Annotated in this window: 25 protein-coding genes and 2 pseudogenes; 21 read left to right on the top strand and 6 right to left on the bottom strand. The window is 37.9% G+C overall.

The features are described 5' to 3' along the window. Positions 1-72 precede the first annotated feature (72 nt). Complete coding sequence (gene ahpF / locus GX497_08660; GenBank protein HHY73282.1) at positions 73-1,605, bottom strand: alkyl hydroperoxide reductase subunit F; 1,533 nt, start codon at positions 1,603-1,605, stop codon at positions 73-75. 11 nt (positions 1,606-1,616) lie between these two features. Beyond that, entirely contained in the window at positions 1,617-2,180 is a 564-nt protein-coding gene (gene ahpC / locus GX497_08655; protein ID HHY73281.1) for a peroxiredoxin, read from the bottom strand. 579 nt (positions 2,181-2,759) lie between these two features. Between ahpC and GX497_08650 the strand changes: the two genes are divergently transcribed. From GX497_08650 to GX497_08590, 13 genes and pseudogenes are all read left to right on the top strand, one after another. Continuing rightward, positions 2,760-3,719, top strand: coding sequence for a nucleoid-structuring protein H-NS (locus GX497_08650; protein HHY73280.1), 960 nt, complete (start codon positions 2,760-2,762; stop codon positions 3,717-3,719). A gap of 155 nt (positions 3,720-3,874) precedes the next feature. Further along, positions 3,875-5,065 carry an 8-amino-7-oxononanoate synthase gene (gene bioF, locus GX497_08645; GenBank protein HHY73279.1) on the top strand — a complete coding sequence of 397 codons (1,191 nt, stop codon included), beginning with the start codon at positions 3,875-3,877 and terminating at the stop codon, positions 5,063-5,065. Continuing rightward, positions 5,062-5,829, top strand: coding sequence for an alpha/beta fold hydrolase (locus tag GX497_08640; protein HHY73278.1), 768 nt, complete (start codon positions 5,062-5,064; stop codon positions 5,827-5,829). The genes bioF and GX497_08640 overlap by 4 nt, the downstream gene beginning before the upstream one ends. Then, a complete protein-coding gene (bioC, locus tag GX497_08635) occupies positions 5,826-6,656 on the top strand; it encodes a malonyl-ACP O-methyltransferase BioC (GenBank protein ID HHY73277.1) in 831 nt (276 codons plus the stop codon). Before GX497_08640 ends, bioC begins: the two co-directional genes overlap by 4 nt. A gap of 209 nt (positions 6,657-6,865) precedes the next feature. Beyond that, positions 6,866-7,087: a DUF4083 family protein gene (locus GX497_08630; GenBank protein HHY73276.1), complete on the top strand. Its 222-nt coding sequence runs from the start codon at positions 6,866-6,868 to the stop codon at positions 7,085-7,087. Positions 7,088-7,107: 20 nt separating this feature from the next. Beyond that, a complete protein-coding gene (locus GX497_08625) occupies positions 7,108-7,782 on the top strand; it encodes a DUF1287 domain-containing protein (protein HHY73275.1) in 675 nt (224 codons plus the stop codon). Positions 7,783-7,890: 108 nt separating this feature from the next. Further along, positions 7,891-9,366 carry a YdiU family protein gene (locus tag GX497_08620; GenBank protein HHY73274.1) on the top strand — a complete coding sequence of 492 codons (1,476 nt, stop codon included), beginning with the start codon at positions 7,891-7,893 and terminating at the stop codon, positions 9,364-9,366. 38 nt (positions 9,367-9,404) lie between these two features. Continuing rightward, positions 9,405-9,530 (top strand): annotated as a pseudogene (locus GX497_08615) (ABC transporter ATP-binding protein). Between the two features lie 295 nt (positions 9,531-9,825). After that, positions 9,826-10,812, top strand: coding sequence for an XdhC family protein (locus GX497_08610; GenBank protein ID HHY73273.1), 987 nt, complete (start codon positions 9,826-9,828; stop codon positions 10,810-10,812). Beyond that, entirely contained in the window at positions 10,802-11,485 is a 684-nt protein-coding gene (locus GX497_08605) for a nucleotidyltransferase family protein (protein HHY73272.1), read from the top strand. The genes GX497_08610 and GX497_08605 overlap by 11 nt, the downstream gene beginning before the upstream one ends. Before the next feature lie 24 nt (positions 11,486-11,509). Beyond that, a complete protein-coding gene (locus GX497_08600) occupies positions 11,510-13,828 on the top strand; it encodes a xanthine dehydrogenase family protein molybdopterin-binding subunit (GenBank protein ID HHY73271.1) in 2,319 nt (772 codons plus the stop codon). Between the two features lie 28 nt (positions 13,829-13,856). Continuing rightward, entirely contained in the window at positions 13,857-14,693 is an 837-nt protein-coding gene (locus GX497_08595; GenBank protein ID HHY73270.1) for a xanthine dehydrogenase, read from the top strand. 29 nt (positions 14,694-14,722) lie between these two features. Further along, positions 14,723-15,169, top strand: coding sequence for a (2Fe-2S)-binding protein (locus tag GX497_08590; GenBank protein ID HHY73269.1), 447 nt, complete (start codon positions 14,723-14,725; stop codon positions 15,167-15,169). Between the two features lie 79 nt (positions 15,170-15,248). Here the strand turns inward: GX497_08590 and GX497_08585 are convergent, their stop codons facing one another. Beyond that, complete coding sequence (locus GX497_08585; protein HHY73268.1) at positions 15,249-15,488, bottom strand: hypothetical protein; 240 nt, start codon at positions 15,486-15,488, stop codon at positions 15,249-15,251. 252 nt (positions 15,489-15,740) lie between these two features. On the opposite strand from GX497_08585, the gene GX497_08580 reads away from it, so the two are divergent. Together GX497_08580 and GX497_08575 are read left to right on the top strand one after the other, a co-directional pair. Further along, a complete protein-coding gene (locus GX497_08580; GenBank protein ID HHY73267.1) occupies positions 15,741-16,781 on the top strand; it encodes a copper amine oxidase N-terminal domain-containing protein in 1,041 nt (346 codons plus the stop codon). A gap of 111 nt (positions 16,782-16,892) precedes the next feature. After that, positions 16,893-17,354: pseudogene (locus GX497_08575) on the top strand (vitamin-B12 independent methionine synthase). Positions 17,355-17,421: 67 nt separating this feature from the next. Here GX497_08575 and GX497_08570 read toward each other — a convergent pair. After that, positions 17,422-18,141, bottom strand: coding sequence for an NAD-dependent protein deacylase (locus GX497_08570; GenBank protein ID HHY73266.1), 720 nt, complete (start codon positions 18,139-18,141; stop codon positions 17,422-17,424). A 178-nt stretch (positions 18,142-18,319) separates the two neighbouring features. Between GX497_08570 and GX497_08565 the strand changes: the two genes are divergently transcribed. After that, positions 18,320-19,294, top strand: coding sequence for an MBL fold metallo-hydrolase (locus GX497_08565; protein ID HHY73265.1), 975 nt, complete (start codon positions 18,320-18,322; stop codon positions 19,292-19,294). Positions 19,295-19,333: 39 nt separating this feature from the next. On the opposite strand, the gene pepT is transcribed toward GX497_08565, so the two are convergent. Next, positions 19,334-20,560 carry a peptidase T gene (pepT, locus tag GX497_08560; GenBank protein HHY73264.1) on the bottom strand — a complete coding sequence of 409 codons (1,227 nt, stop codon included), beginning with the start codon at positions 20,558-20,560 and terminating at the stop codon, positions 19,334-19,336. A gap of 622 nt (positions 20,561-21,182) precedes the next feature. Between pepT and GX497_08555 the strand changes: the two genes are divergently transcribed. Beyond that, positions 21,183-21,554, top strand: coding sequence for a hypothetical protein (locus tag GX497_08555; protein HHY73263.1), 372 nt, complete (start codon positions 21,183-21,185; stop codon positions 21,552-21,554). A 91-nt stretch (positions 21,555-21,645) separates the two neighbouring features. On the opposite strand, the gene GX497_08550 is transcribed toward GX497_08555, so the two are convergent. Beyond that, the gene (locus tag GX497_08550; GenBank protein ID HHY73262.1) at positions 21,646-22,074 is read right to left on the bottom strand and encodes a helix-turn-helix transcriptional regulator; all 429 of its coding nucleotides are present in this window, start codon (positions 22,072-22,074) and stop codon (positions 21,646-21,648) included. A gap of 316 nt (positions 22,075-22,390) precedes the next feature. Here GX497_08550 and GX497_08545 point away from each other — a divergent pair, with 316 nt between their 5' ends. Genes GX497_08545 through GX497_08530 form a run of 4 tightly spaced genes read left to right on the top strand, consistent with a single transcriptional unit; the run spans position 22,391 to position 23,480 of the window. Next, complete coding sequence (locus tag GX497_08545; GenBank protein HHY73261.1) at positions 22,391-22,819, top strand: hypothetical protein; 429 nt, start codon at positions 22,391-22,393, stop codon at positions 22,817-22,819. Positions 22,820-22,862: 43 nt separating this feature from the next. Next, a complete protein-coding gene (locus GX497_08540) occupies positions 22,863-23,015 on the top strand; it encodes a hypothetical protein (protein HHY73260.1) in 153 nt (50 codons plus the stop codon). A gap of 15 nt (positions 23,016-23,030) precedes the next feature. After that, positions 23,031-23,186 carry a hypothetical protein gene (locus GX497_08535; GenBank protein HHY73259.1) on the top strand — a complete coding sequence of 52 codons (156 nt, stop codon included), beginning with the start codon at positions 23,031-23,033 and terminating at the stop codon, positions 23,184-23,186. Between the two features lie 60 nt (positions 23,187-23,246). Further along, on the top strand, positions 23,247-23,480 hold the full coding sequence (locus tag GX497_08530) for a helix-turn-helix domain-containing protein (GenBank protein ID HHY73258.1): 234 nt from the start codon (positions 23,247-23,249) through the stop codon (positions 23,478-23,480). Positions 23,481-23,658: the final 178 nt, after the last annotated feature.

Below are 23,658 nucleotides of genomic sequence, written 5' to 3'. Positions count from 1 at the left end.
TTTTCCTCGAACGCTGTAATAAAAGAAAGTCACTTTACTACCGCAAGATAGCAAAGTGACTTAAAAAATTTATTAATTTCGGATTAAATAATCGAAGGCACCTAGGGCAGCGGTTGCGCCTGAACCCATTGAAATGATGATTTGCTTATATGGATTTGTAGTACAATCTCCTGCAGCAAACACACCAGGGATATTTGTTGCTCCACGATTATCAACAATGATTTCCCCGAATTGATTGCGTTCAACGGTTCCTTCTAGCCAATCTGTATTTGGGACAAGACCAATCTGAACAAACACTCCCGAAAGTTCAATATGCTTTTCTGCTCCTGTGTCACGTTCAACATAAGTAATACCATTTACCTTATCAGTACCAGTAATTTCTTTTGTTTGAACATTCGTTAGTACAGTTACATTAGGGAGACTGTGCAATCGTTCTTGAAGTACAGAATCAGCTTTCAGCTCTGGATTGAATTCAAGAACTGTTACATGTTTAACTATACCCGCTAGATCTATCGCTGCTTCAATACCAGAATTACCACCGCCAATAACAGCTACTGGTTTTTCAATGAACAACGGACCATCACAATGTGGACAGTAGGCTACACCCTTCGTCTTAAATTCAGCTTCGCCTGGAACGCCAACATTGCGCCAACGAGCACCAGTTGAAAGGATTACAGTTTTGCTCTTAAGAACAGCTCCGTTCTCCAGTTCAATTTCAATGAGGTTTTTCTTTTCTATACGTTTGGCACGCTGTAAATTCATTATATCTACATTATTGTATTCTTTGACATGTTCTTCGAGACTAGCGGCAAGCTTCGGACCTTCTGTATATCTTACACTAATAAAGTTTTCAATCCCTAAAGTGTCCATAATCTGACCGCCAAAGCGTTCTGCGATTATGCCAGTGCGAATACCTTTACGGGCAGCATAAATGGCTGCACTTGCACCCGCTGGTCCGCCACCGACAACAAGCACGTCAAATGGCTCTTTATTGGCAAACTCTGCCGCATCGGGAACAGAGCCAATTTTAGCTACTATTTCCTCAAGAGACATACGGCCGCTTCCAAATGGTTCACCATTTAAGAACACCGTAGGCACAGCTAAGATGTTTTTGCTTTCCACTTCTTCTTTAAAAGCTGCACCATCAATCATCGTATGGGTGATATCAGGATTAAGAACGCTCATGACATTCAGTGCCTGCACAACATCAGGACAATTGTGGCAAGTCAAGCTAACAAAAGTCTCGAAGCGATATTCACCTTCGATATTTTTAATTTGCTCAATGACCTTTTGATCAACCTTAGGTGCTCTTCCGCTTACTTGCAAAAGAGCCAACACTAATGAAGTAAATTCGTGCCCAAGAGGAATGCCCGCAAAAGTGATTCCAGTGTCTTCGCCTATACGATTAACACTAAAACTTGGTGTTCTATGCAGTTGAGTACGTTCAACTTTAATCTTAGATGACATGGAAGCTAATTCATCGACTAGCTCAAGCATATCACGAGAAACTTCATCGTTTCCTGCGCTAACTTTGAGAAGTACATTACCCTCCATCATTTGCAGATATTGGGCTAATTGTGCTTTGATTTCGGCATCTAATATCATTGAAATGCTCCTTAAATTTTTCCTACAAGGTCAAGGCTAGGCTTAAGTGTCTTAGCTCCTTCTTGCCATTTTGCTGGGCATACTTCTCCTGGATTGTTGCGGATATATTGAGCTGCTTTAATTTTGTTAACAACAGTTTGAGCGTCGCGGCCCATTCCACCAGCATTGATTTCAACTGCTTGGATAACGCCATCTGGGTCAATAATGAATGTACCACGATCGGCAAGACCAGATTCTTCGTTTAATACATCAAACATGCGGCTAAGCTTTTGTGAAGGGTCGCCAACCATAATGTATTCAATTTTCTTAATAGTATCTGATGTATCATGCCATGCTTTATGTGTGAAATGTGTATCTGTTGAAACAGAATATACTTCACAACCAAGATCCTTTAGTGTTGCATAACTGTTTTGAAGATCTTCTAGTTCAGTAGGGCATACAAATGTAAAATCTGCTGGATAGAAGCAAACTACACTCCATTTTCCTTTTAAATTTTGTTCAGTAACCTCAACGAACTCTCCGTTATGAAATGCTTGTGCTTTAAATGATTCTACTTCTTTTCCAATTAATGACATAGTGAAATTCCTCCTAAAGTGTAATTTTAAGTATTATAATTTGTCAGTTTTGAGCCTATTGTCCAAAACTTAAAATAACCATGTAATAATTTGTTTATACAAACTATCATTAGTTATTTATAATAATTATAATTCGATATTTATTATTATATACTTTATCTTTTTTGTCAACAATAAAACCCATTTTCATCCTGAAATTTTAATATCTTTTTTTTGAAATAGTGGTTATTGTATAAAGGAGGTGAACATTGAATTAGGATGGGAGATTTTCAATTACTTTTACCATTTCTCATTAAAATTGTCGAAACATTGTAGGATAAACGCAAATATTGTCTAATTTCCCCGTATTTTTTAACCAACTTTCAAGAACATGGTATAATAACTAGAAGCAGGGCTTGTGACAACATATTGAAGAAACTTGCTTTAACATCTAGTCTTTATGGAGAAATTGATTGACAATTCCGAACGGAACATGATATAACACTATAAAAGCTTACGTTATTTTATCACATGAAAGCGTAAAAGCGTTAAAGTTACGTAAAAGTAAATATATAGAATTATGAGGAGGAAGTTATTATCATGGAACATCAAACTAAAATTTTGGACTGTACCATTCGTGACGGAGGGTTGGTAAATAATTGGGATTTCACTGTTGAATTTGTTCAAGACTTGTATGATGGCTTAAGTACTGCAGGCGTTGAATATATGGAGATCGGCTACAAAAACTCCCCTAAACTTTTGAATGCAACTGAGCCAAACCCATGGAGATTTCTTGATGATAACTTTCTTAAAGAAATTATTCCAGAGAAAAAATTCACAAAATTATCTGCACTCGTTGACATTGGACGTGTAGATCCAAATGATATTTTACCACGGGAGCAAAGTGTTTTAGATATGATTCGGGTAGCGTGCTATATCCGCGAAGTGGACAAAGGTTTAGAATTAGTACAGCTGTTCCATGATTTGGGCTATGAAACTTCACTTAACATTATGGCTCTATCAAGCGCCCCTGAACATCAGCTTCTTGAAGCATTTGAAATGGTGAAAAAGAGCCCTGTAGATGTTGTTTATATCGTTGATTCTTTTGGAAGTCTTGAGCCAGGGGATATTGAACATCAGGTGAAAAAGTTTAAATCAATGCTTCCTAATAAACAGCTTGGCATTCATACGCATAATAATATGCAGTTAGCATTTGCCAATACATTAACGGCAATGCGTAATGGCGTAACGTTCCTAGATTCTTCTGTATACGGAATGGGCCGCGCTGCCGGCAATTGCCACACAGAGCTTCTCGTTGGCTATATACCAAAAACAAGATATGAGCTTAAGCCAGTTTTAGGTATAATTGAAAAGCATATGCTCGAAATGCGTGAGAAGTGGGAATGGGGTTATATTATCCCTTACATGATTTCTGGTTTACTTAATGAACATCCACGTGTTGCTATGGCTTATCGTGATTGTGAAGATCGGGATAAATTTACATGTTTTTATGATAAAGTAACGTCACCTGAGTCATCTATTGCACCTTCATCTAAATAATATAAAGCAAAAAAGTACCTCTACATGATAGGGGTACTTTTTTCTTGTTGAAGCTTTACAATTATTGAAAGTATATATAAAATATGGTACTTTATTTAATGTAAACTATATTATTTATTCGGTTAACAAATTGAAAGTAAAAAAAACGGAGAGTAATGAAAATGCAAAGGACATGGGAAGATGATATTAAAGAAAAATTAGAACAATTAAAGCACCTTTCTCAGCAAAGGGTTTTACATAAGACCGAAAATGCACCGTTTCCATGGCTTACTCTTAACGGTCAGCGCATGTTAAATTTAGCATCCAATAATTACCTTGGTTTGGCAGGAGATATGCGGTTAGCACTAGCAGGTACAAAGTCATTACAAATGTATGGAGCTGGCTCAACGGCTTCACGTTTAATTGTTGGAAATCATCCTTTGTATGAAGAAGCTGAGACATCGCTAATCGATTGGAAAGGGATGGAAGGCGGAATGATCCTAAATAGTGGCTATACAGCTAATATTGGAATCATATCAGCAATAATGGATCGAAATGGTGTTATTTTTAGCGACAAATATAATCATGCGAGCATTGTTGACGGGATTGTCCTAAGCCGTGCTAAATTTCAACGCTATCGACATTGTGATTTGAACCATTTGGAAGCATTATTAAAAAAGTGTCCTACGGATAAACGAAAATTAATTATTACAGATACAGTTTTTAGTATGGATGGAGATATTGCTCCGTTGGAAGGATTAGTTTTCTTGAAGGAACGGTATAACGCTATTTTAATGGTGGATGAGGCCCATAGCAGCGGAATTTTTGGAGAACAAGGTGAGGGATTAGTCCATGCCCATAATCTTCAGGAAAAGGTTGACATACAAATGGGAACTTTCAGTAAAGGTTTAGGCTGTTATGGCGCTTATGTTGTCGGCCGTAAGTGGCTGATTGACTATTTAATGAATAAAATGCGCAGCTTTATATTTACAACAGCTCTTCCCCCGTCTGTTCTTGGCTCCATTAAGGCTGCTATTGATATCGTTAGGACAGAACAGTTCCGACGAAAACAATTAATGGAACATAGTCATTATTTTGCTTATTCATTAAAAAAACTTGGGTTTCAAATTGGTCAAAGTGAAACACAAATTATTCCGATTGTTATCGGGCCCAATGAAGAAACAATGCTTTTCAGTCGAAAGCTTCAGGAAGAAGGAATCGCTGCCATTGCTGTCCGACCACCAACAGTACCAGAGGGGCAGGCTAGAATTCGTTTTACAGTGATGGCGACTCATGAACGAAATGATTTAGAACAGGCTATTGAGAAAATTGCACATGTTGGGCGCAAGTTGGGGGTTATTGAATGAAGAGAGGGTCTATTATTCTACTACCTGGTTGGGGACTTAACAACCAAGTTTGGTCACCTTTACAAGAGGAATTGGAAAAACACTACAGTCTTTATTTTGTAGATTGGCATGATATACATACAATTACAGATTTTAAAAAGAGAGTTGCCGACCTAATTGAACTAGAAAAATTGGTATCTTTTTTTCTATTAGGATGTTCACTTGGTTCAATTGTTGCTTTAGAAATTGCCCATAGCTATCGAGAGCGAGCAAAAGGAGTCGTCATGCTGGGCGGTACGAGCCGTTTTACTGTTGATCCGTCTAGTGGATATACCTATGGTTGGACTTCAAGGATCGTTGAGCGAATGAAATCAAACATGAGGCAGGAAATAAGAAAAACACTAGTTTCTTTTTATACCTCAATGTTTTCGAAAAGTGAAATAGAAAATGGGGCATTGGACCGATTTCTATCACTAGGAATAAACCAAAGCCCGGAAGAAAACCCTGAATCGTTGCTTATTGGTCTAGATTATCTTATACAAATGGATTTACGGAATGATTTACATAACATTTCAAGTCCGATATTGCTCATTCACGGTGAAGAGGATAAAGTTTGCCCTAGAACGGCTGCAGATTATATATTCCAACAGATGGATGGGAACGCAGTTTTAGAAACATTGCCTTTTACAGGTCATCTTCCTTTTTTCACCCAAACAGAGGAATGTTTAAGCTGGATTCAAACATTTGTTACGGAAAATTCGTTAGTAAAGGGGAGGGAAGTATGATAAATAAAGAGCTGCTACAAAAGCGTTTCACTAAGCAAGCGCCTATATACGATGAATTTGCCAATGTCCAAAAAAAGATGGCTAATCATCTTTTGACGCTACTTGAAGACGTGCAATGTGGTGAACAAGGGGGCATTCGTATTTTGGAAATAGGCTGTGGAACAGGCTATTTAACTGAGCGCATATTGCAACATTTTCCTCATTGTGAAATAACAGCTGTGGACTTGGCTCCGGGTATGATAGAAATGGCGAGAAAAAAAGTCGATGATAAAAGGGTTACGTTTATTTGCGGCGATGCTGAAAAAATGGAATTCGCTCAAACATATCATTTCATTATTTCAAATGCTACATTCCAATGGTTTAACCAACTTGAAAATACAATTAGGAGACTTTTTGAAACGCTCCATACAGGTGGCACGATTTATTTTTCTACCTTTGGAAAATCAACTTTTCATGAATTGCATGCATCATTTAAACAAGCACAAGACCGGCTTCCTGTATCAAAAGGGCATAAATTGGGACAATCGTTCTATTCAATCGATGAATTAGCTACAATTTGCAAGCTTTCATTAGATTCTTATCCAATTCAACTGAATTATGAAGAAAAGCGTGAAATTGAAACATTTGCGTCCGTTCGGGAGTTTCTAACATCGATAAAAAAAATTGGTGCAAATAATAGCAATGAGGAAGGCTATCGCTTGAATCCATCGGTATTAAAAGAAATGATTCGATACTACGAATGTAATTATAGAGTAGGCAACAGCATCCAAGCTACCTACCATTGTTTATATTTTTCAATAAAGCCTGAAGCGAGTTGTGCGAATTAATTTCTTTAATTCCATAGATTGAATTCCATGTGTTTGATTTAAGTGCAGTCATGGTACAATGGAGAAAATAATTAAAACAGATTTTAAACAAGATGCAAGATTTAAAATAAGAGTACGGTTGAATCCAGAATCCTAAAAAATACGTTTATAACAAAGTATATCAGAAAACAACATTTGATATTTTTGAATTTTGGTAATGTTTGGAGGGAATGATTGCTTTGGTATTATTTTTTGCAGCAGCCCTGGCACAAGTTCATATTAATGCAGGAGATATAATTTATCAGCTACTAACATTTTTACTCTTGTTAGCTATTCCATTTGCTCTGATTTTATTTTTCAAAAGAAGAAATAGCCGGTTAAACCGAATCGAGGAAAAGTTAGATAGATTACTAGAGGACAAAGAGAAAAGAAACAATGGTGATCAGATTTGAGATTGAAAAAGCTTTTTCGAATGATGTTGGTAGTTGTTTTTTGTATAGCTTCCTTTGTATTTTTCTTCCGTGATGGAATAATCCTTGAGCACCTTGGTATGGAAATTGATTTACCATTTATCAAGGTTGTTACTATACCCGATGAGTATTCCACTATTGACCGTAATCAAAATGGAATTGCTGACCCTATTGATATTGTCAATGCAGCTAGAAAAGGGGTAAAACAACGTACAACATATAAAAGTGCCTACTATGCTGGCGGCTATCCCCCGGATGATGAGGGGGTTTGTACCGATATGATTTGGCGCGGGTTAAGGGGGGCAGCTATTCCATTTAAAGAATTTATAGACAAAGATATTGCTGAACACACAGAGCTTTATCCACGTGTAAAGGGGAAGCCTGACCCTAATATTGATTTTAGGCGCGTGCCTAACCAATATGTATTTTTTAATCGGTTTGCAGAAATCTTAACGACAGAATTAATACCGGGCAATATTGATAATTTGCGAGAGTGGCAACCAGGGGATATTGTTGTCTTTTTAGAAGATGGCTTTCATCATACCGGGATTGTCTCCGATAAACGTGCAAAAGACGGCACACCTTACTTTATTCATAACATTTATCCGTTTGCCGCAGAAGTAAAACTATCATCATTTAAAACACCGATAGCTGGCCATTATAGGTGGAAATACTAAGGAGGCAAGGGCAGTTCTTTTGCTTGGAAGGGGATAGTCTTCGTGTTAAAGTGTAAAATAATATAAATGTGAAAGTTGGATAAAAAACAAAGCGGAAAAGGAGCTACGATGACGAATAATAAAGCAACAATCGATACTGGATGGAATTTTGACAATAGTTATGCTCGTCTGCCGAAAATATTTTTTTCTAGCTTAAAGCCAACTCCGGTTCGTTCACCGAAGTTGATTATTTTTAATTCCTCATTGGCAAATTCTCTAGGTTTAAACAGGGAGGTGCTGCAAAGCCAAGGTGGGATGGAAGTATTTGCTGGTAATAAAATTCCGGAGCCTGCTTCTCCTCTAGCACAAGCTTACGCAGGGCATCAATTCGGGCATTTTACGATGTTAGGGGATGGAAGGGCAATTCTTCTTGGTGAACACATTACTCCTAGTGGTGATCGTTTTGATATTCACCTTAAAGGTTCTGGGAGAACGCCATATTCCCGTGGTGGCGATGGGCGGGCAGCACTTGGACCGATGCTCCGCGAATATATTATCAGCGAAGCAATGCATGCACTTGGGATATCTACAACTCGAAGCCTAGCGGTCGTGACAACTGGTGAGTCAGTCATCCGCGAAACAGAGTTGCCAGGTGCCATTCTAACCCGCGTGGCTGCAAGCCATATCCGCGTTGGCACCTTTGAATATGTAGCAAATTGGGGAACATTTGAGGAACTACAGCTTCTTGCGGACTATACAATCGAACGACATTATCCAAGCGCTAAAAATGCCTCAAACTGCTATCTTTCTCTTCTTCAAGAAGTAATAAAGCGTCAGGCAATGTTAATTAGCAAGTGGCAATTAGTCGGTTTTATTCACGGAGTGATGAACACCGATAACATGGCAATTAGTGGTGAAACGATTGATTATGGACCTTGCGCTTTCATGGATACTTACGACCCGGCTACAGTATTTAGTTCCATTGATCGAGAGGGACGATATGCGTATGGCAATCAGCCGCTGATTGGCGCTTGGAATCTTGCGCGCTTTGCAGAAACTCTATTGCCATTATTAGATGAGAAAGAGGAGCAGGCTGTAAAATTGGCTGAGGATGCAATCTCAACATTTCCTAAATTGTATCATTATAATTGGCTAAAAGGTATGAGAGCTAAGCTTGGCCTATATAATGAAGAAGAACAGGACGAATCACTTATTCAAGAACTTCTGACAATTATGAAACAGCATTATGCAGATTATACGAACACGTTCCTAGCCTTAACTTTTGATAAACTAGAGGGCATGGATCTTTTTTACAACAAAGAGTTTGCTCAATGGTTTAATGAGTGGCAGACAAGATTGGAAAGACAGGAACAATCGAAAGAATCCTCCCAGCAGTTGATGAAGAAGAGTAATCCGGCGATCATTCCGCGCAATCATCGTGTAGAAGAAGCACTAGAGGCGGCGGTAAATCACGAAGACTACAGTGTTATGGAGCGACTTCTTCATGTTCTTTCGAGCCCTTACGAGCACTCTCCCGAGCATAAGGAATATTCTAAATTGCCTGCTCCCTCAAACCATCCATATCGAACCTTTTGTGGGACATAATCAAAAGACCAATTCGCTCAGTGAGTTGGTCTTTTCGAATCAGTGATATTCAAGCTTTTATCACTTATTCGAAGCAGTTCACACAACCAATTACCCAAACAGCCAATATCGTGAATATTATTCAGTCAGCGATTGCTGCGGCTGAACGGGTATTTGAACTTTTAGCAGCCAATGGATTCTATGCTGAACTATACAATAGCCAGTTTTCTGAAAAAGCTGCAGGATAAAAATGAGTTAACTCATATGATTCTTACTAATTACACTGAAAAAGCCTTGTTATTTGCAGGTTTTTTTCTATTGCAACACCTATTTTTAAAATAACCGTTCAATAAAAAGCGGCATAAAATGCTCAAAAAATGAAATTGGGCATTTTTTTCTTTTTGCTACATAAATTTTAATTGTATAGTTTCATATAAACTGGAAAGATGGTACAAGTTTTCTGTTGGAGATGATGGAACGATGCAAAGCATGTTGAAAATTTTGGAGGCTGTTCAAAAAGCTGCAAACAGGAGTGTTCTTGCAACAATTATTCAGATTGAAGGGTCGGCTTATTTGAAAGAAGGGGCCACCATGTTAATTGAAGAGAACGGTCATACTGTTGGTATGATTTCTCCAGGCTGTTTGGAGGAAGATTTGATTTTGCGATGTAAGGATATTTTCATCAGTCAGCGTCCGCAAACAATTGTTTATGATTTGCGTAGCATTGATGACCTTGGCTGGGGTCAAGGAATGGGTTGTAATGGAGTTCTAAGAGTCTTGGTAGAACCAGTAACAAAAAACTTAAAAAACGATTTGCTATCAGTAAAAAATTCATTAGAAAACGGGCATGCTGTTCTTCATAAAAAAATATTTGCAGTAGACTACACATTAAAAAATTATTCCTTTGAAATTGTACAAGAATATGAACACGAAAACGGAGACTCTCAAATATACAATTTTCAACATATGTATGAAGGCTATACTTATTCCTTTTTATATACCCCAGCACCGGCGCTAATCATTTTCGGTGCAGGCGAAGACGCAAAACCACTCGTTTCATTAGCCTCTCGGATTGGTTTTATTGTAAAGCTTTGCGATTGGAGACCTAGTCTTTGCAATGAACTACATTTCCCTACCGCCAATCAATATATCATCGGATCTCCTCAAGAAATTGTATGTTCAATTGATATTTCAGAAAAAGATTTCGTTGCGATTATGAGTCATAGTTTTTCAAAAGACCAAGAGTTTTTAACGAATTTACGTGATTATGATGTTCGTTATATTGGTATATTAGGTTCAAGAGAAAGAACAAGTCGTCTTTTAGGTATGGAGCGAGAACAAAAAAATATCTATTCTCCAATCGGTCTTTCCGTTGGTGCCCAAGGTCCCGAAGAAATTGCTGTCAGTATTATGGCTGAAATACTGCAACAATATAGACAATCTAATGGAAGGTGTAATGATGGCTAATAAAAATAAGATTGTTGCAATCTATTTAGCTGCAGGTAGAAGTTCAAGAATGGGTCGAAATAAATTGCTCCTACCATTAAGAGGAAATCCGTTGGGAATGCATGCACTGCAGGCTGCATTACAGTCAAACCTTGATCGTATTATTGTAGTTGTAAATGATGATGAACCATCGATGCAAAAGGGGATTTTGAATTCATCGGCGAAATGGCCCTTAGATTTTTCTAATAAACTCATCGTCGTTTCATGCCCAGATTCTAAGAAAGAACTCTCCTATTCACTTAAAGTTGGTATCAATTGGGCTTCCACTTTGGACCCCGACGGAGTAATCATCCTCTTAGCAGACCAGCCCTTTATTCGTAAAGAAATGATTAACCAACTTATTGATACTTTTCTTAAGGAAAAAGTAAATTATGTTGCCTCTTGTTTCAATGATATTATTAGACCGCCAATTTTGCTTGGGAGGAGACTTTTCCCACTTTTGCATCAATTGAAAGGAGATGAGGGGGCTAAGAAACTGTTAATCGAAAGCCCCCAGATTGAAGGAAGAACTATTCATTATGATGATGAAATACTTTTTTTAGATGTTGATACAATGGGAGATTACGAGCGGATTTTGGAAATGATTGCTTTTAGAGCTGAGGAAAAAATTTTTTCGCAATGTTGTGAGCGTTAGTAAGAAAGAGGGGGCTGAGGCAACATGGATGTCATCGGGAAAGGAGTACCTCGTAAAGAATCCTTTGAAAAAGTGACCGGCCAAGCAAAATATACCGCCGATTTTGATACAAAAAACATGCTCCATGCACGTCTATTAATTAGTCCTTACGCCCATGCACTGATTAAAAATGTCGATGTGACAGAAGCTGAAAATATCCCAGGTGTTAGGGCTGTTATAAGAGGGGAAAATCTCCCGCTCACAGGAGAGGAGATGCGAGACCGTCCGATTATTGCAGTCGATTGCGTTCGCTTCCACGGTGAGGTAGTAGCCATTGTTGTCGCTGACACGCCAAATATTGCTAGGCAAGGAGTCAGGGCAATTAAAGTTCAATATGAATTGCTGCCTGTTGTCAATTCACCATCAGAAGCGTTAAAGCGGGACGCACCACTTCTTCACCCGCAGCTTGGAGAATATGAAAAAATTTATGGTGTTTACCCTGTTCCTGGCACAAATATTGCTTCTTGGACAAAAATTAGAAAAGGGAATAGGGAAAAAGGTTGGGATGAAAGCGAAGTCATCATCAAGGAAAAATATGCTTTCAACCCTTCCGATCATGCAGCAATGGAAACGAGATGTTCCTTCGCTCAAATCTACCCAGATGGAATGGTTGAAATTACAACGTCATCACAAGCCCCTTTTATGATAAAGAAATTAATCGCTTGGTATTTTGGTATTAAATCGGGACGCATCAGGGTTAAAACGCCTTTAGTTGGCGGTGCTTATGGGGGCAAGGGATCTACACAGTTGGAATTATTAGCATTTGTTGCATCAAAGGCAGTAAACGGAAGATTAGTGAAAATTTTAAACACACGTGAAGAGGATATGCTGACATCCCCCGGTCATATAGGACTTGAGGCCACTGTGAAGCTCGGGAGTACAAGAGATGGAAGGATTAAAGTTGCCGAAATCCTTTTTCTATGGGATGGTGGGGCGTATTCCGATAAATCGATTGATTTAAGCCGGGCTGGGGCTGTAGATTGCACAGGGCCTTATAATATTGAGAATATTTATTGTGATTCATTATGCATGTATACGAACCGTCCATACGCAGCGCCTTTTCGCGGTTTTAGTCATGCTGAAGTTCATTTTGCCTTTGAAAGGGCAATGGATATGTTAGCGAATAAACTAAACATGGACCCACTTGAATTAAGAAGAATCAATGCGATTTTACCAGGTCATATGACACCTACCCAAGTTGTTTTAAATTCTAATACAGTTGGAAATTTACCACGATGTATAAGTAAGCTTAAGGAGTTAATGAATTGGGACGGAGATCAAGTGATTGATTTAGGAAATAACCGCGTTAGAGCAAAGGGAGTTTCCTGTGTCTGGAAGACATCCACGATTGATCCCGATGCCAGCTCTGGCGTTATTTTAATTTATAATCCTGATGGCAGCATCAATCTCATTTCTGGTGTTGTCGAAATCGGCACAGCAACGAAAACGGTGCTGGCGCAAATTTTGGCTGAAAAATTAAAAATGGATATCAACGACATCCATGTGCAAATGGAAGTTGATACGTTCAATACACCTGAACATTGGAAAACAGTAGCTAGCAGAGCCATTCACATGGCGGGAAGAGCGGTATTGGCAGCGGCAGATGATGTTATTCGCCAGTTAAAAGAAATAGCTTCCTGCGTTTTACGTACGCCGGAAGAGGATATAGAAGTTGGTTACGGCAAAGTTTTTCTTAGAGATGACCCAAATACCTTTATTCCGATAAAAGATATTGCTTACGGTTATACGTATCCAAATGGAAATTCGATTGGCGGTCAAATAATCGGCAGGGGCAACTATATTTTAAGAGGGATTACTTATTTGGATAAAGAAACAGGTGCGGGTAAGCCCGGACCAGAGTGGACGGTAGGTGCCCAAGGGCTGGAGATTGAACTAGATACGAGAAACTATACTTATAAAATTATTAAAGCATATTCCGTCTTCGATATCGGTAAGGTGTTGAATGAAAAGACTGCAATCGGGCAGGTCAAAGGAGCGATGAGCATGGGGCTATCTTTTGCGGGCAGGGAAACTTTTTATTTTGATGCTTTGGGAAGAGTTTTAAACCCGCAATTACGGACCTATCGTCCACTTCGCTTTGGTGAGCATCCTGTGTATGAAGTCGCTTTTGTAGAAATACCCCAAATTGGCGGCCCATATGGAGCAAGAGGGATTGCCGAACATGGACTGATTGGTATGCCGGCAGCACTCGCAAATAGCCTCTCTACGGCATTAGGGGCCAACATCAACTATTTGCCGATTATTCCTGAGTTATTATGGAAGATTAAAGAAAGCGGTTGTTGAAAGAAATTTAAAGAAAGCGGGTGGTGGAATGCCGTCAGCTAATATTGAGTACCATAAACCAGCTACCATTCAAGATGCATTGAACCTGTTTTTTTCCTTGAAGGCTGAAAATAAATTCCCTATTTATTATGCGGGGGGAACAGAAATTTTAACGCTTGACCGCTTAGATTTGATTGAAACAAACGCACTCATTGATATTAAAGGAATAAAAGAATGTTATGCTTTTGACTTTCAACAGGGCATGTTACGAATCGGTACAGCCCTTCCGCTTACTTATATTGAAGAAAAAAACTTATTTCCGCTTTTAACTCAAACATCAATTGGAATTTCAGACCATACAGCCAGAAATAAAATAACACTTGGTGGAAATTTATGTGGACAAATTTTTTATCGCGAGGCAGTTTTACCATTTCTTCTTTGCGATAGTATTACTATCATTGCAGGAACAAATGGGATACAAATGATTCCAATTGGGGAAGTTTTCCGACAATCATTTCAGCTTGAAGAAGGACAAATCCTTCTCCAACTTCTGACCGAACAGAGCTATATAAATCGGCCATTTATGAGCATTAAAAAACGACAGCAATGGGAGACAGGGTATCCGTTACTTACGATTGCTTCTATTAAAATGGATGATGGTGAGTATCGCTTTGCTTTTAGCGGCTTATGCCCATTTCCTTTTCGCTCAAAGAACATGGAAAATATATTCAATTCATCTAGTTTGTCATTACAAGAAAGAATTGATCAATCATTAGATTACATTCCAGGGCCTGTCCTGGATGATGTCGAAGGTTCAAAAGAGTACCGTTTATTTGTCCTAAGGAATACATTGGAGGAGATTTTTTTGGAATTGGAGGGAAAATAGTGAAGCAGCCATCAACCAATAAAATAAGAATGTCATTAAATATTAATGAGGAAATTCGCCAGGTTGAAATACGGCCTACTGCTACGCTTCTTCAAGTTCTCCGCCAAGAGCTTTCCTTAACAGGAGCCAAACCTGGATGCCTAAATGGAGATTGTGGCGCTTGTTCAGTTATCGTTGATGGAACAGTATATAAATCATGTATTATGCTTGCTATTGAGGCTGCTGATGCAAAAATTACGACCATCGAAGGTTTAAAGGACACACCTATTCAAAAAGCATTTATTGAACATTTTGCTTTTCAATGCGGCTATTGCACGTCAGGATTTATCATGAATTGTCATGCCCTCTTACTTAACTACCCTGAGCCGACGTTTGAGATTATGAAAGAATGGCTTGCTTCCAATATATGTAGATGCACGTGTTACGAGGAAATTGAAGCAGCAGTCCAATCTGTAATCGCATGTAGAAGGGAATAACCCCTGTCGCGAATTGATAGGGGTTTTATCTATACAATTTGAGTTAAATAGTAGAATATCTTTCAATGTAATTTTCAAATTATCTAGGATAAAAACCACCATGGCCATGATGGAAGCCATAGGTAGGATAATATCCACCATAACCTCCATGAAAGCCGTATCCAGGATAGTATCCACCATGACCATGATGGAAGCCATAAGTAGGATAATATCCGCCATAACCTCCATGAAAGCCGTATCCAGGATAGTCTCCACTAGGGCCAAATTGGGTACTAAATCTTTCCAAATTATTGTAATCCTCAACATACTCTCTTTCCATATTATAATCCCTCCTCGTTTTGATACACTTTACTGTATGTGGGCGTAATCAAATAGGTGAAGACTATAGCCCATTGTAGGTTAAAAGTCAGGTAAGGGATGTAAACATATACGTAAAAAGTACAGTGTTTAAAGACGCAGTTTAGCAGGATGAAGCAAATATTCAAATATTTCTGTAATGAATACCCTTCCATGATGTATAATTCTAGTGGATACTTTTATAAAAAATTGAAAATAGTGGAGAGTGATCATTTTGAGAAAGAAGATAGGTATTCTTGGTCTATCCGCATCACTTTTAGTAGGTCTAGCACCAAATGTTTCAGCAGCAGAAATTTGGTCAGATGGGGATTGGCAGCTGGGGCAGCCAGCTAATTCAGGTGGTACATCCGAAAAAACAGCACCGTATACCGAAATATGGTCAGAGCCAGTAAAAACGGAAATATGGACAGAACCAGTAAAAACAGAGATATGGTCTGAACCAACGGAAACAGAGAATGGGTCAAAGCCTATTGAAACGGAAAAGTGGATTGAGCCATCGAAAACCGAAATATGGTCCGAACCACTTCAAACACAAGTTCAGTTAACTTTCACAATTATGCCGGTTCTTGAAAAAGGAAGTGTCCTTGTCCCGCTTCGTGGAACTTTAGAACAATTAGGATTCTCAATTGAATGGCGCGCCAAAGAGCAACTTGCAATCATTAAAAAAGGTGATAAAACTATCAATCTAAAGGCGAATTCCAATGTTGCAACTGTAAATGGCACAGAAGTTTCTTTAACCTCACCAGCCAAACTGATCAACGGAAGCGTGTTTGTTCCGCTGCGCTTTATCTCCACAGCTACTGGGTCTGATGTAAATTGGGATGCCGCAACAACAAAAGTTACGATAGATAATAAATATTATTTTTACGTTGATAAGTCAAAACAACAAATGCAACAAAATCCGAAAGAACAAGCCACCAACAGTGATTTTTATGTAGGTGCTTGGAAACTCTGGGTACCAGGTGGATTTGCAAATGTGGATTCTTCGTTGAATAGTGACGGATCCACTACAGTTACTCAAGAATATGTGAAAGGTGCCGGCGGAAAATTGTTAACGATTAAAGCTGATGGTACATATACATGGGATGCCATCGGAGGAATGATTAAAGGGGTATGGAAAGCAGCCGATAACGAGCGAATCTTATTACAAAAGGGTGAGCACGGCTATGATTGGCATGTTCAAAAAGTAAACGAAAATGAAGTGAAAATTACTGCTGGTTATGGATTATACACGGAAGGTACGAGAGTTAAGTAAAACGCCAAACATCGTTTTGTTTGTACGTTGAATAAAGTGAATGGAAATATTGGGGACACTCGATGTTCCTGCTTTTTCCTTAACGAACCCAGCAGCAGTTGACAAAATTAAACGCAAAAAAATGCCAACCGTACATTTATGCGTGGAGTTCTAACAGCGAAGGCTGATGCTGAAGAAGAATTGAAATTTGCAACTTCATTGATTAATCAAGTAACTGAGGGCATGAGAGGATGTGGCACGAAAATTGATGTCCATGTTTGCCGTAGCAATTGGAGTACGGATGAGTCAACATTATTGCGTGGACCTTATGATCCCGTTATGCCCTATTTCAAACAAATGAATATTGAACTTGGTCTAGATGTAGTCAACCCACGAATTCAACAGCTAGAAACGCCAGAGGATATTGTCGCAAGAGTGAACGAAGCAGCCAACTATATTCCAGCAGAAAAAATTTTCTTAAATCCAGATTGTGGTTTTGGAACGTTTGCACAACGGCCAATGAATACGGAAGAAATAGCGTTTGAAAAGCTGAAAGTATTAGTAAAAGCTACAGAAATGTTAAGTGGTAGATAATGGAAGATGAAGGGGGGAGTAATTAGTCCCCCTTCATACAGAGGCTAAATTTACCTTAATCTATTAATCATGAATGTTTATTCATACCTTCCTCAATTTCCGTTAACAACTCCCCAATCATTTTGTCATGAACAACCAGATCCGCATCAAAATCAAATGGCGTCACATCTTTATTTACAATCACTAGTTTTGCACCACTTTCTTTAGCAATAAGCGGGAATTGATTGGCCGGCGAAACCGTTAAGGATGAGCCTAAGACAATAAATAAATCCGCTTTTTGTGATTCCTCTAAAGCAAATTGAAATGCCTCCTCTGGTAAAGACTCCCCAAATAATACTACAGATGGACGCAAAATCCCCGCACAAGTGCAATAGTATTTCTTGTTTATATATTCATCACTGCTGTATTCTTTTCCACAAGCTTGACAATGCAGTTTTCGTAATGTTCCGTGAAGCTCGGCAACATGAATAGACCCTGCTAATTGATGAAAACCATCAACATTTTGGGTAATAATTGATTGAATGATGCCTTGCTTTTCCCATTCCGCTAGTATATAGTGTCCACGATGTGGTTTATATTCATTAATGCCAAGCACTCGTCCTCGATAAAAATCAATAAACTCCTGTACATTATGATTTAAGGCATCAATACTAGCAAGGAGGCTTGGGTCCTTATGTTTCCATAATCCTTTTGAGGAGCGAAAATCGGGAAGCCCGCTCTCCGTTGACATTCCGGCACCAGTAAACACGACGGTATAATTAGATTCATTTAACCATTTTTCTAACATAACGTTCACTCCTATAGATAAACATATCTTTTTACATCGTTTCCACACTTTTGGTAAAATGAGGCATACATTTAAAAGTAGTTTCCATATATGTGCAATTATACAGTATCGGTTGAAAAAGAGAAATCACAGAATCTGGACACATGTCCTAATTTCATTCCATTAAGGATGTGAAAAAATGGAGCCATTAGAAATAGGCAATTTAAAAATATATCCAATTGTCTTACCTGTTCACCACAATTTAAAAAGCTTTAATAGCTATTTAGTTAAGGACGAATATTCATTAACTTTAATTGATGCTGGCATTAACAATGAGGACTATTGGAATTTGTTTATCGAGACTATGTCATCTAACGGATTTACGATAGGTGATCTTTCTGGCATATACATTACACACCATCATGTTGACCATGTCGGTCTCGTTAATCGAATTGTAGCAGAGTCGTCTGTTTCTGTTTATTCCCATGCTAAAGCAATTCCACGGTTAAAACGAGATCCTACATTTTTAAAGGGACGTATCGATTTTTTTAAAAGGCTTTATGAAGAAATGGGGTGTGGAAAAGCCGGGCTAGAGCAAGTTCACAAGCTTGAAAATGCGCTCATAAAAAACAAACACCTTGAGATAAACGCGGATATTACACTGTTAGAAAAAAAGATTCATCCATTTGATGTCATCGAAATGCCTGGGCATTCTCCAGACCAAGTTGCGTTTTTTAATGAGAAAAGCAGGACGTTGTTTGCTGGCGACCTTCTTATTAATCATATTTCAAGCAATGCATTCGTTGAGCCTGATGAAAATGGAGAACGAATCTTTTCCTTGCTTGAACAAATTTCATCACTTAGAAAGTGCTTAACACTTTCGGTTGATTACATTTTTTCAGGTCATGGAACAATTATTGATCAACCTAAACAATTAATAGAAACAAGGCTTGCTAATATCGAAAACAAAGCAATGAGAATTCTTTCACTTATTCAAGCTGGCTCCTTGACTGCTAACGAAATCGCAAAGCAATTTTATAAAAAAACGTATGAAATGCAGTTTTCATTAGTGATGTCGGAGATTATTGGTCATATTGATTATTTGGAAGCAAATAATAGAATATGGAAAGAAAAAATAGATGGGGTATGGCATTATTCTACTCGTAAAGAATAATGGTTACAAAAAAGAAGCGTGAGTCCTCGCATCAGGACTTCACGCTTTTTCCTCAAAAAGCTTAATAATTTCAATAATCACCTTCGTTGCTTTTTCCATATTATCGACAGAAATATATTCGTACTTGCTGTGATAGTTTTCTCCACCTGTAAAAATATTTGGCGTTGGCAGGCCCATATACGATAATTGTGAGCCGTCTGTACCGCCGCGAATCGGTTGAATGATTGGTTCAATGTCCAATTTTTCCATTGCCTTATAAGCAATATTGACAATTTCCTTTACAGGCTCAATTTTTTCTTTCATATTATAATATTGGTCCTTCATTTCTAAGGTGACATTCGCTTCACCATGCACCGTTTTTAAGTCTTGCACGATTTTTTCTACTTTTGCTTTTCTCGTTTGAAATTTTTCTTTATCAAAATCCCGAATAATATAGTGGAGCTTCGTTTGTTCTACATCCCCTTCAATAGAAAGAAGATGGTAAAAGCCCTCATAACCATCCGTAAACTCCGGCGCTTCCTCGGCAGGAAGCCTACGGTTAAACTCCATCGCAATTTTCATCGAATTGACCATTTTCCCTTTTGCAGTTCCAGGGTGGATATTTTTCCCTTTAATCGTTATTTTGGCAGCTGCCGCATTAAAGCTTTCATATTCAAGTTCTCCCAATGGGCCACCATCAACCGTATAGGCATATTTTGCATTAAAGGAAGCAACATCAAATTTATGTGGACCACGACCAATTTCTTCATCAGGGGTAAAGGCAACTCTAACCTTTCCATGCTTTATTTCAGGATGCTGGATAAGGTAAGCCATCGCTGTCATAATTTCAGCAATGCCTGCTTTATCGTCAGCACCTAATAAGGTTGTTCCATCCGTTGTAATTAACGTATGGCCTTTATAATTGTTTAATGATGGAAAATCTTTTGGTGAAAGTACAACATTTTCATTCAACTGAATAGGCCCGCCGTTATAATTTTCCACGATTTGCGGCTTAACATTTTTGCCAGTAAAATCAGTAGCTGTATCAACATGGGCCAAAAATCCGATAGTCGGTACTTCTTTTTGAGTATTAGCAGGTAGGGTAGCCATCACATAGCCGTTTTCATCAATCGTGACTTCTTTCATGCCGATTATTTTTAATTCATCCACAAGGGTATTGGCTAACGTCAGCTGCCCCTGTGTAGACGGACACGAAGCACTAGCGTCATTTGATTGTGTATCTACTTTTACATATGTTGTGAATCGGTCAATGATTTCTTTTTTCAAATCACACTCAACTCCTTTTTCTGTTGCAGGTTTATTTTACCACTAATTGGGCCGGACTATCACGTATAATGATTTACTGTAAGTATTTTCAAAATTTCAGTGTTAAGAGACAAATTAACTGACAAATAATGATTTACTAAAAGAATAGGCGGGAAACACTGGGATAGTAAGGGTTTTGACAAGATACATCGGGATGGACAGGTAACAAATTAATTGGCAAATGGGATTTGAAAAAAGAAAGATTTTATAGAAAAAAGCGTGATTTCACATTTGGGCCGTTAAATGTTATCACATGTAGAGTCAATAGCGTTAATAGTGTGTTAATAAAGGATTTGTAAGGGTTATCCACAATTTACTCATGTTGTGAATAACCCTGTTTTTATATCTATACCTAAGGACATCACAAAATAAGGTCAAAACCGTTGATAAATAAGGATTTTTAAATTTGAGTAAAAACACACCTAAGGACATGCTGCGTACCTTTCTATCACCTAAAAAGCATAGTCATATTTCTGAAATAAGCCCAAAGTATTTATATATTTTGGAAAAGTTGGTGCATGTTGGATATGCATATTGTAAAATTATATCGAATGGTAAATTAAATTAATAGGGGGAACTGCTAATGTTTACAAAAAAGGCAAGTGTGGCATTGATGTTTTTTATAATTTCAGTTTTACTTTTTGGATGCTCGTCGGGAAGCTCAGAACCTACATATATCATGCTAAATGCATCTGTTAAGACTGATTCCTTATACTTATATATTGAAAATAAAGACGACTTTGTTTGGGATAATGCTGAAATTAAAATTAATGAAGATTATAAGTATAAAGCTGATTTTTTAGCAAAAGGAAATTCAAGCTTACGTTTGGTTGATTTTACAAAAAAAGATGGTGAAAGATTTGATCCTGTTACAAAAAAGGTTATGAAGGTTAATATATATGTCCCTAAAACAGAAGATAGAAAAGACGGATTTTGGATTGGGGAATTTAAATAATAGGAGGGCTACTGCAAAATCCAGCGGTAGCCCTTTCACTTATATTTAAAAATAAAATGATACGAAAACACGTCAAAATAGTTCAAAAAAATCAAGCATGTCTCTTTTCTTTAGTTGCTGCCTCTTCTCCATTTGGATATGTAGATGACATTCCCTTTTTGCTTTCTTTTGTTTCGTACACCTTCATTTCAAGCATACCTTCAACTTTCGCACGCTCTCTATCATCTTCAAGCTGTCTAAAAAGCCCTATTAGTTTTACTTCCTCGTTCGTCAGCTCCCCAAGGGTATTATGTAGCTTATTATCTTCTCTTCCTTTCACTTCTTTGATTTTGCCCGTTAAAAGCCAATCAGTAGTTACATTAAAAAATTCAGCAATGGATATTAGAATTTCATAACTTGGCTGGCGTTGATCCTTTTCGTATTTACTCAGATTTTCAAATTTAAGAATTTCCATCAGCTGACGTTGACTTAAGTTTTGTTTTTTTCTTAAAAGAGCAATTCTCTCTCCTAAACTTTGCATTTCAATCCCCTCTCTTTTATCACAAGGTCAAAATGACTCCGAAAAAAGAGTCATATTTTAAAATAAAAGGTCAAAATGTCCAACTTTGTATTGACATGGGGTCAATTTGACCCTAAAATGAAATTAAGATAAGAAATCACATCATAATTTTATCACGCAATTCCCAATAGGGTAATAAATCACCAAAATATTTCCTGTGGCCGTTTGAACTCCTTCCCTAGGGCAGCCGCATGAAAAGCGTTCCTACCAAATTGTGCTGAATATCGAATAGTGTGCTACCTCTTAGGCACCGAAATACTGAAAGGGGGTTTATAACGTGAATAGTTTTGTTGGAAAAAAAGTAAAAGTTTACATTAACGGAAAAAATGTTGAGCGTGTTCTTCGAGAGGATAAAGATGGTTTATACATTCGCTTTGAAAACGAACGTGTAGCAGTACGCCCTGAATTGAATTGCTTAGATGAAGTTATTCCTGGAGCGTTCATAAAAATTCATACGAAAAAAGCAACTGCTGACGTTTCAGTAAAACCACCAACCGATGAAGTTATGCCGGCACAACAGAAGGTATTGGATGAAGTTGAAAGCAGCTTTGATAAAAGTGCAGTGACACTTAATCCATTACCAGCATTACCGTATGGAATCAAAGTCATTGATAAAGCTTGGGAGCATATGGTTTTCTTTTACGACTTTTTCCGTGATGCGGTTGCACACAACTTTCCAGAAACCGATGTTGTGGTCCCACCATAACAAAATAGAGATGCAAATTTGAATATTGGGAGAGTGATCTAATTTGAAACGTGGCAAAAGACCAACACGGAAGCAAAAGATTAGGATGAAAACATTTGGCCTGAATCCGTTGAATAGGCTAATCGTTAAGGATTGCAATGATGGTTTTGAAGTAGTACATCGAGAAACTGGTACAAAGTGGGTTATTTCAAACTGAAAGGAAGTGAGAAGCGTGAGACCTAGCAAATGGAGATTAATCAATTGGGATAATCTCGAAATTGTGGAATTTACAGCATTTAATCCGTTTAAATTCATGAAAAAGCATGTGTTGAGAAGTCAAGAAACTGCTAATCAATATAAGAATTTTACTTTAGAGTTTGTGAATTGATGTGAAAAGCATGAATCCAAAGAGTAAAAACAACATGAATAACGTAAGGAGGGACAACCAGTGAAGCAAAAGAACAGTGTCTCACCTCTATTTGGAATACAAGTGAAGAAAAAACTAATTGAACTGAATATGACCCAAAGGGAGTTGGCTAGAGATATTGGGGTCAACGAAAACTATCTTACTGACATTTTGCGTGGTCGGCGTTCTGGAAGAAAGTATAAGGATGCCATTATCCAAAGATTAGACCTTGAAACCGAGGAAAAACAATCAAGGAAAATGAAAGGAGTGGTATAGGTTGATATTCAGGAAAGTTTATGCTCTTTTGAAAAAAATTATTAATTTTTGTAATAAAATGGAGGATTTTCTAAAGCAATGTTGAATATTTTTAGAGGGCTTATCGAACTAAATTATATTTATTCTTTTCATAAAAAGGGGTTGGTTTATTAATTTAAAAAATTACCATCATTTAAAT

Origin of the sequence: Bacillus sp. (in: firmicutes) (assembly GCA_012842745.1) — a bacterium.
Lineage (GTDB): Bacteria > Bacillota > Bacilli > Bacillales > Bacillaceae_J > Schinkia.
Note: the sequence above shows the minus strand (reverse complement) of the source record. Positions and strands in the feature narration are given on the sequence as shown.

Excerpts from the sequence above, each read along its gene's own strand:
- ahpF (HHY73282.1), bottom strand. The coding sequence starts at position 1,605 with ATGATATTAGATGCCGAAATCAAAGCACAATTAGCCCAATATCTGCAA.
- ahpC (HHY73281.1), bottom strand. The coding sequence starts at position 2,180 with ATGTCATTAATTGGAAAAGAAGTAGAATCATTTAAAGCACAAGCATTT.
- GX497_08650 (HHY73280.1), top strand. The coding sequence starts at position 2,760 with ATGGAACATCAAACTAAAATTTTGGACTGTACCATTCGTGACGGAGGG.
- bioF (HHY73279.1), top strand. The coding sequence starts at position 3,875 with ATGAAAATGCAAAGGACATGGGAAGATGATATTAAAGAAAAATTAGAA.
- GX497_08640 (HHY73278.1), top strand. The coding sequence starts at position 5,062 with ATGAAGAGAGGGTCTATTATTCTACTACCTGGTTGGGGACTTAACAAC.
- bioC (HHY73277.1), top strand. The coding sequence starts at position 5,826 with ATGATAAATAAAGAGCTGCTACAAAAGCGTTTCACTAAGCAAGCGCCT.
- GX497_08630 (HHY73276.1), top strand. The coding sequence starts at position 6,866 with ATGATTGCTTTGGTATTATTTTTTGCAGCAGCCCTGGCACAAGTTCAT.
- GX497_08625 (HHY73275.1), top strand. The coding sequence starts at position 7,108 with ATGATGTTGGTAGTTGTTTTTTGTATAGCTTCCTTTGTATTTTTCTTC.
- GX497_08620 (HHY73274.1), top strand. The coding sequence starts at position 7,891 with ATGACGAATAATAAAGCAACAATCGATACTGGATGGAATTTTGACAAT.
- GX497_08610 (HHY73273.1), top strand. The coding sequence starts at position 9,826 with ATGCAAAGCATGTTGAAAATTTTGGAGGCTGTTCAAAAAGCTGCAAAC.
- GX497_08605 (HHY73272.1), top strand. The coding sequence starts at position 10,802 with ATGATGGCTAATAAAAATAAGATTGTTGCAATCTATTTAGCTGCAGGT.
- GX497_08600 (HHY73271.1), top strand. The coding sequence starts at position 11,510 with ATGGATGTCATCGGGAAAGGAGTACCTCGTAAAGAATCCTTTGAAAAA.
- GX497_08595 (HHY73270.1), top strand. The coding sequence starts at position 13,857 with ATGCCGTCAGCTAATATTGAGTACCATAAACCAGCTACCATTCAAGAT.
- GX497_08590 (HHY73269.1), top strand. The coding sequence starts at position 14,723 with ATGTCATTAAATATTAATGAGGAAATTCGCCAGGTTGAAATACGGCCT.
- GX497_08585 (HHY73268.1), bottom strand. The coding sequence starts at position 15,488 with ATGGAAAGAGAGTATGTTGAGGATTACAATAATTTGGAAAGATTTAGT.
- GX497_08570 (HHY73266.1), bottom strand. The coding sequence starts at position 18,141 with ATGTTAGAAAAATGGTTAAATGAATCTAATTATACCGTCGTGTTTACT.
- GX497_08565 (HHY73265.1), top strand. The coding sequence starts at position 18,320 with ATGGAGCCATTAGAAATAGGCAATTTAAAAATATATCCAATTGTCTTA.
- GX497_08555 (HHY73263.1), top strand. The coding sequence starts at position 21,183 with ATGTTTACAAAAAAGGCAAGTGTGGCATTGATGTTTTTTATAATTTCA.
- GX497_08550 (HHY73262.1), bottom strand. The coding sequence starts at position 22,074 with ATGCAAAGTTTAGGAGAGAGAATTGCTCTTTTAAGAAAAAAACAAAAC.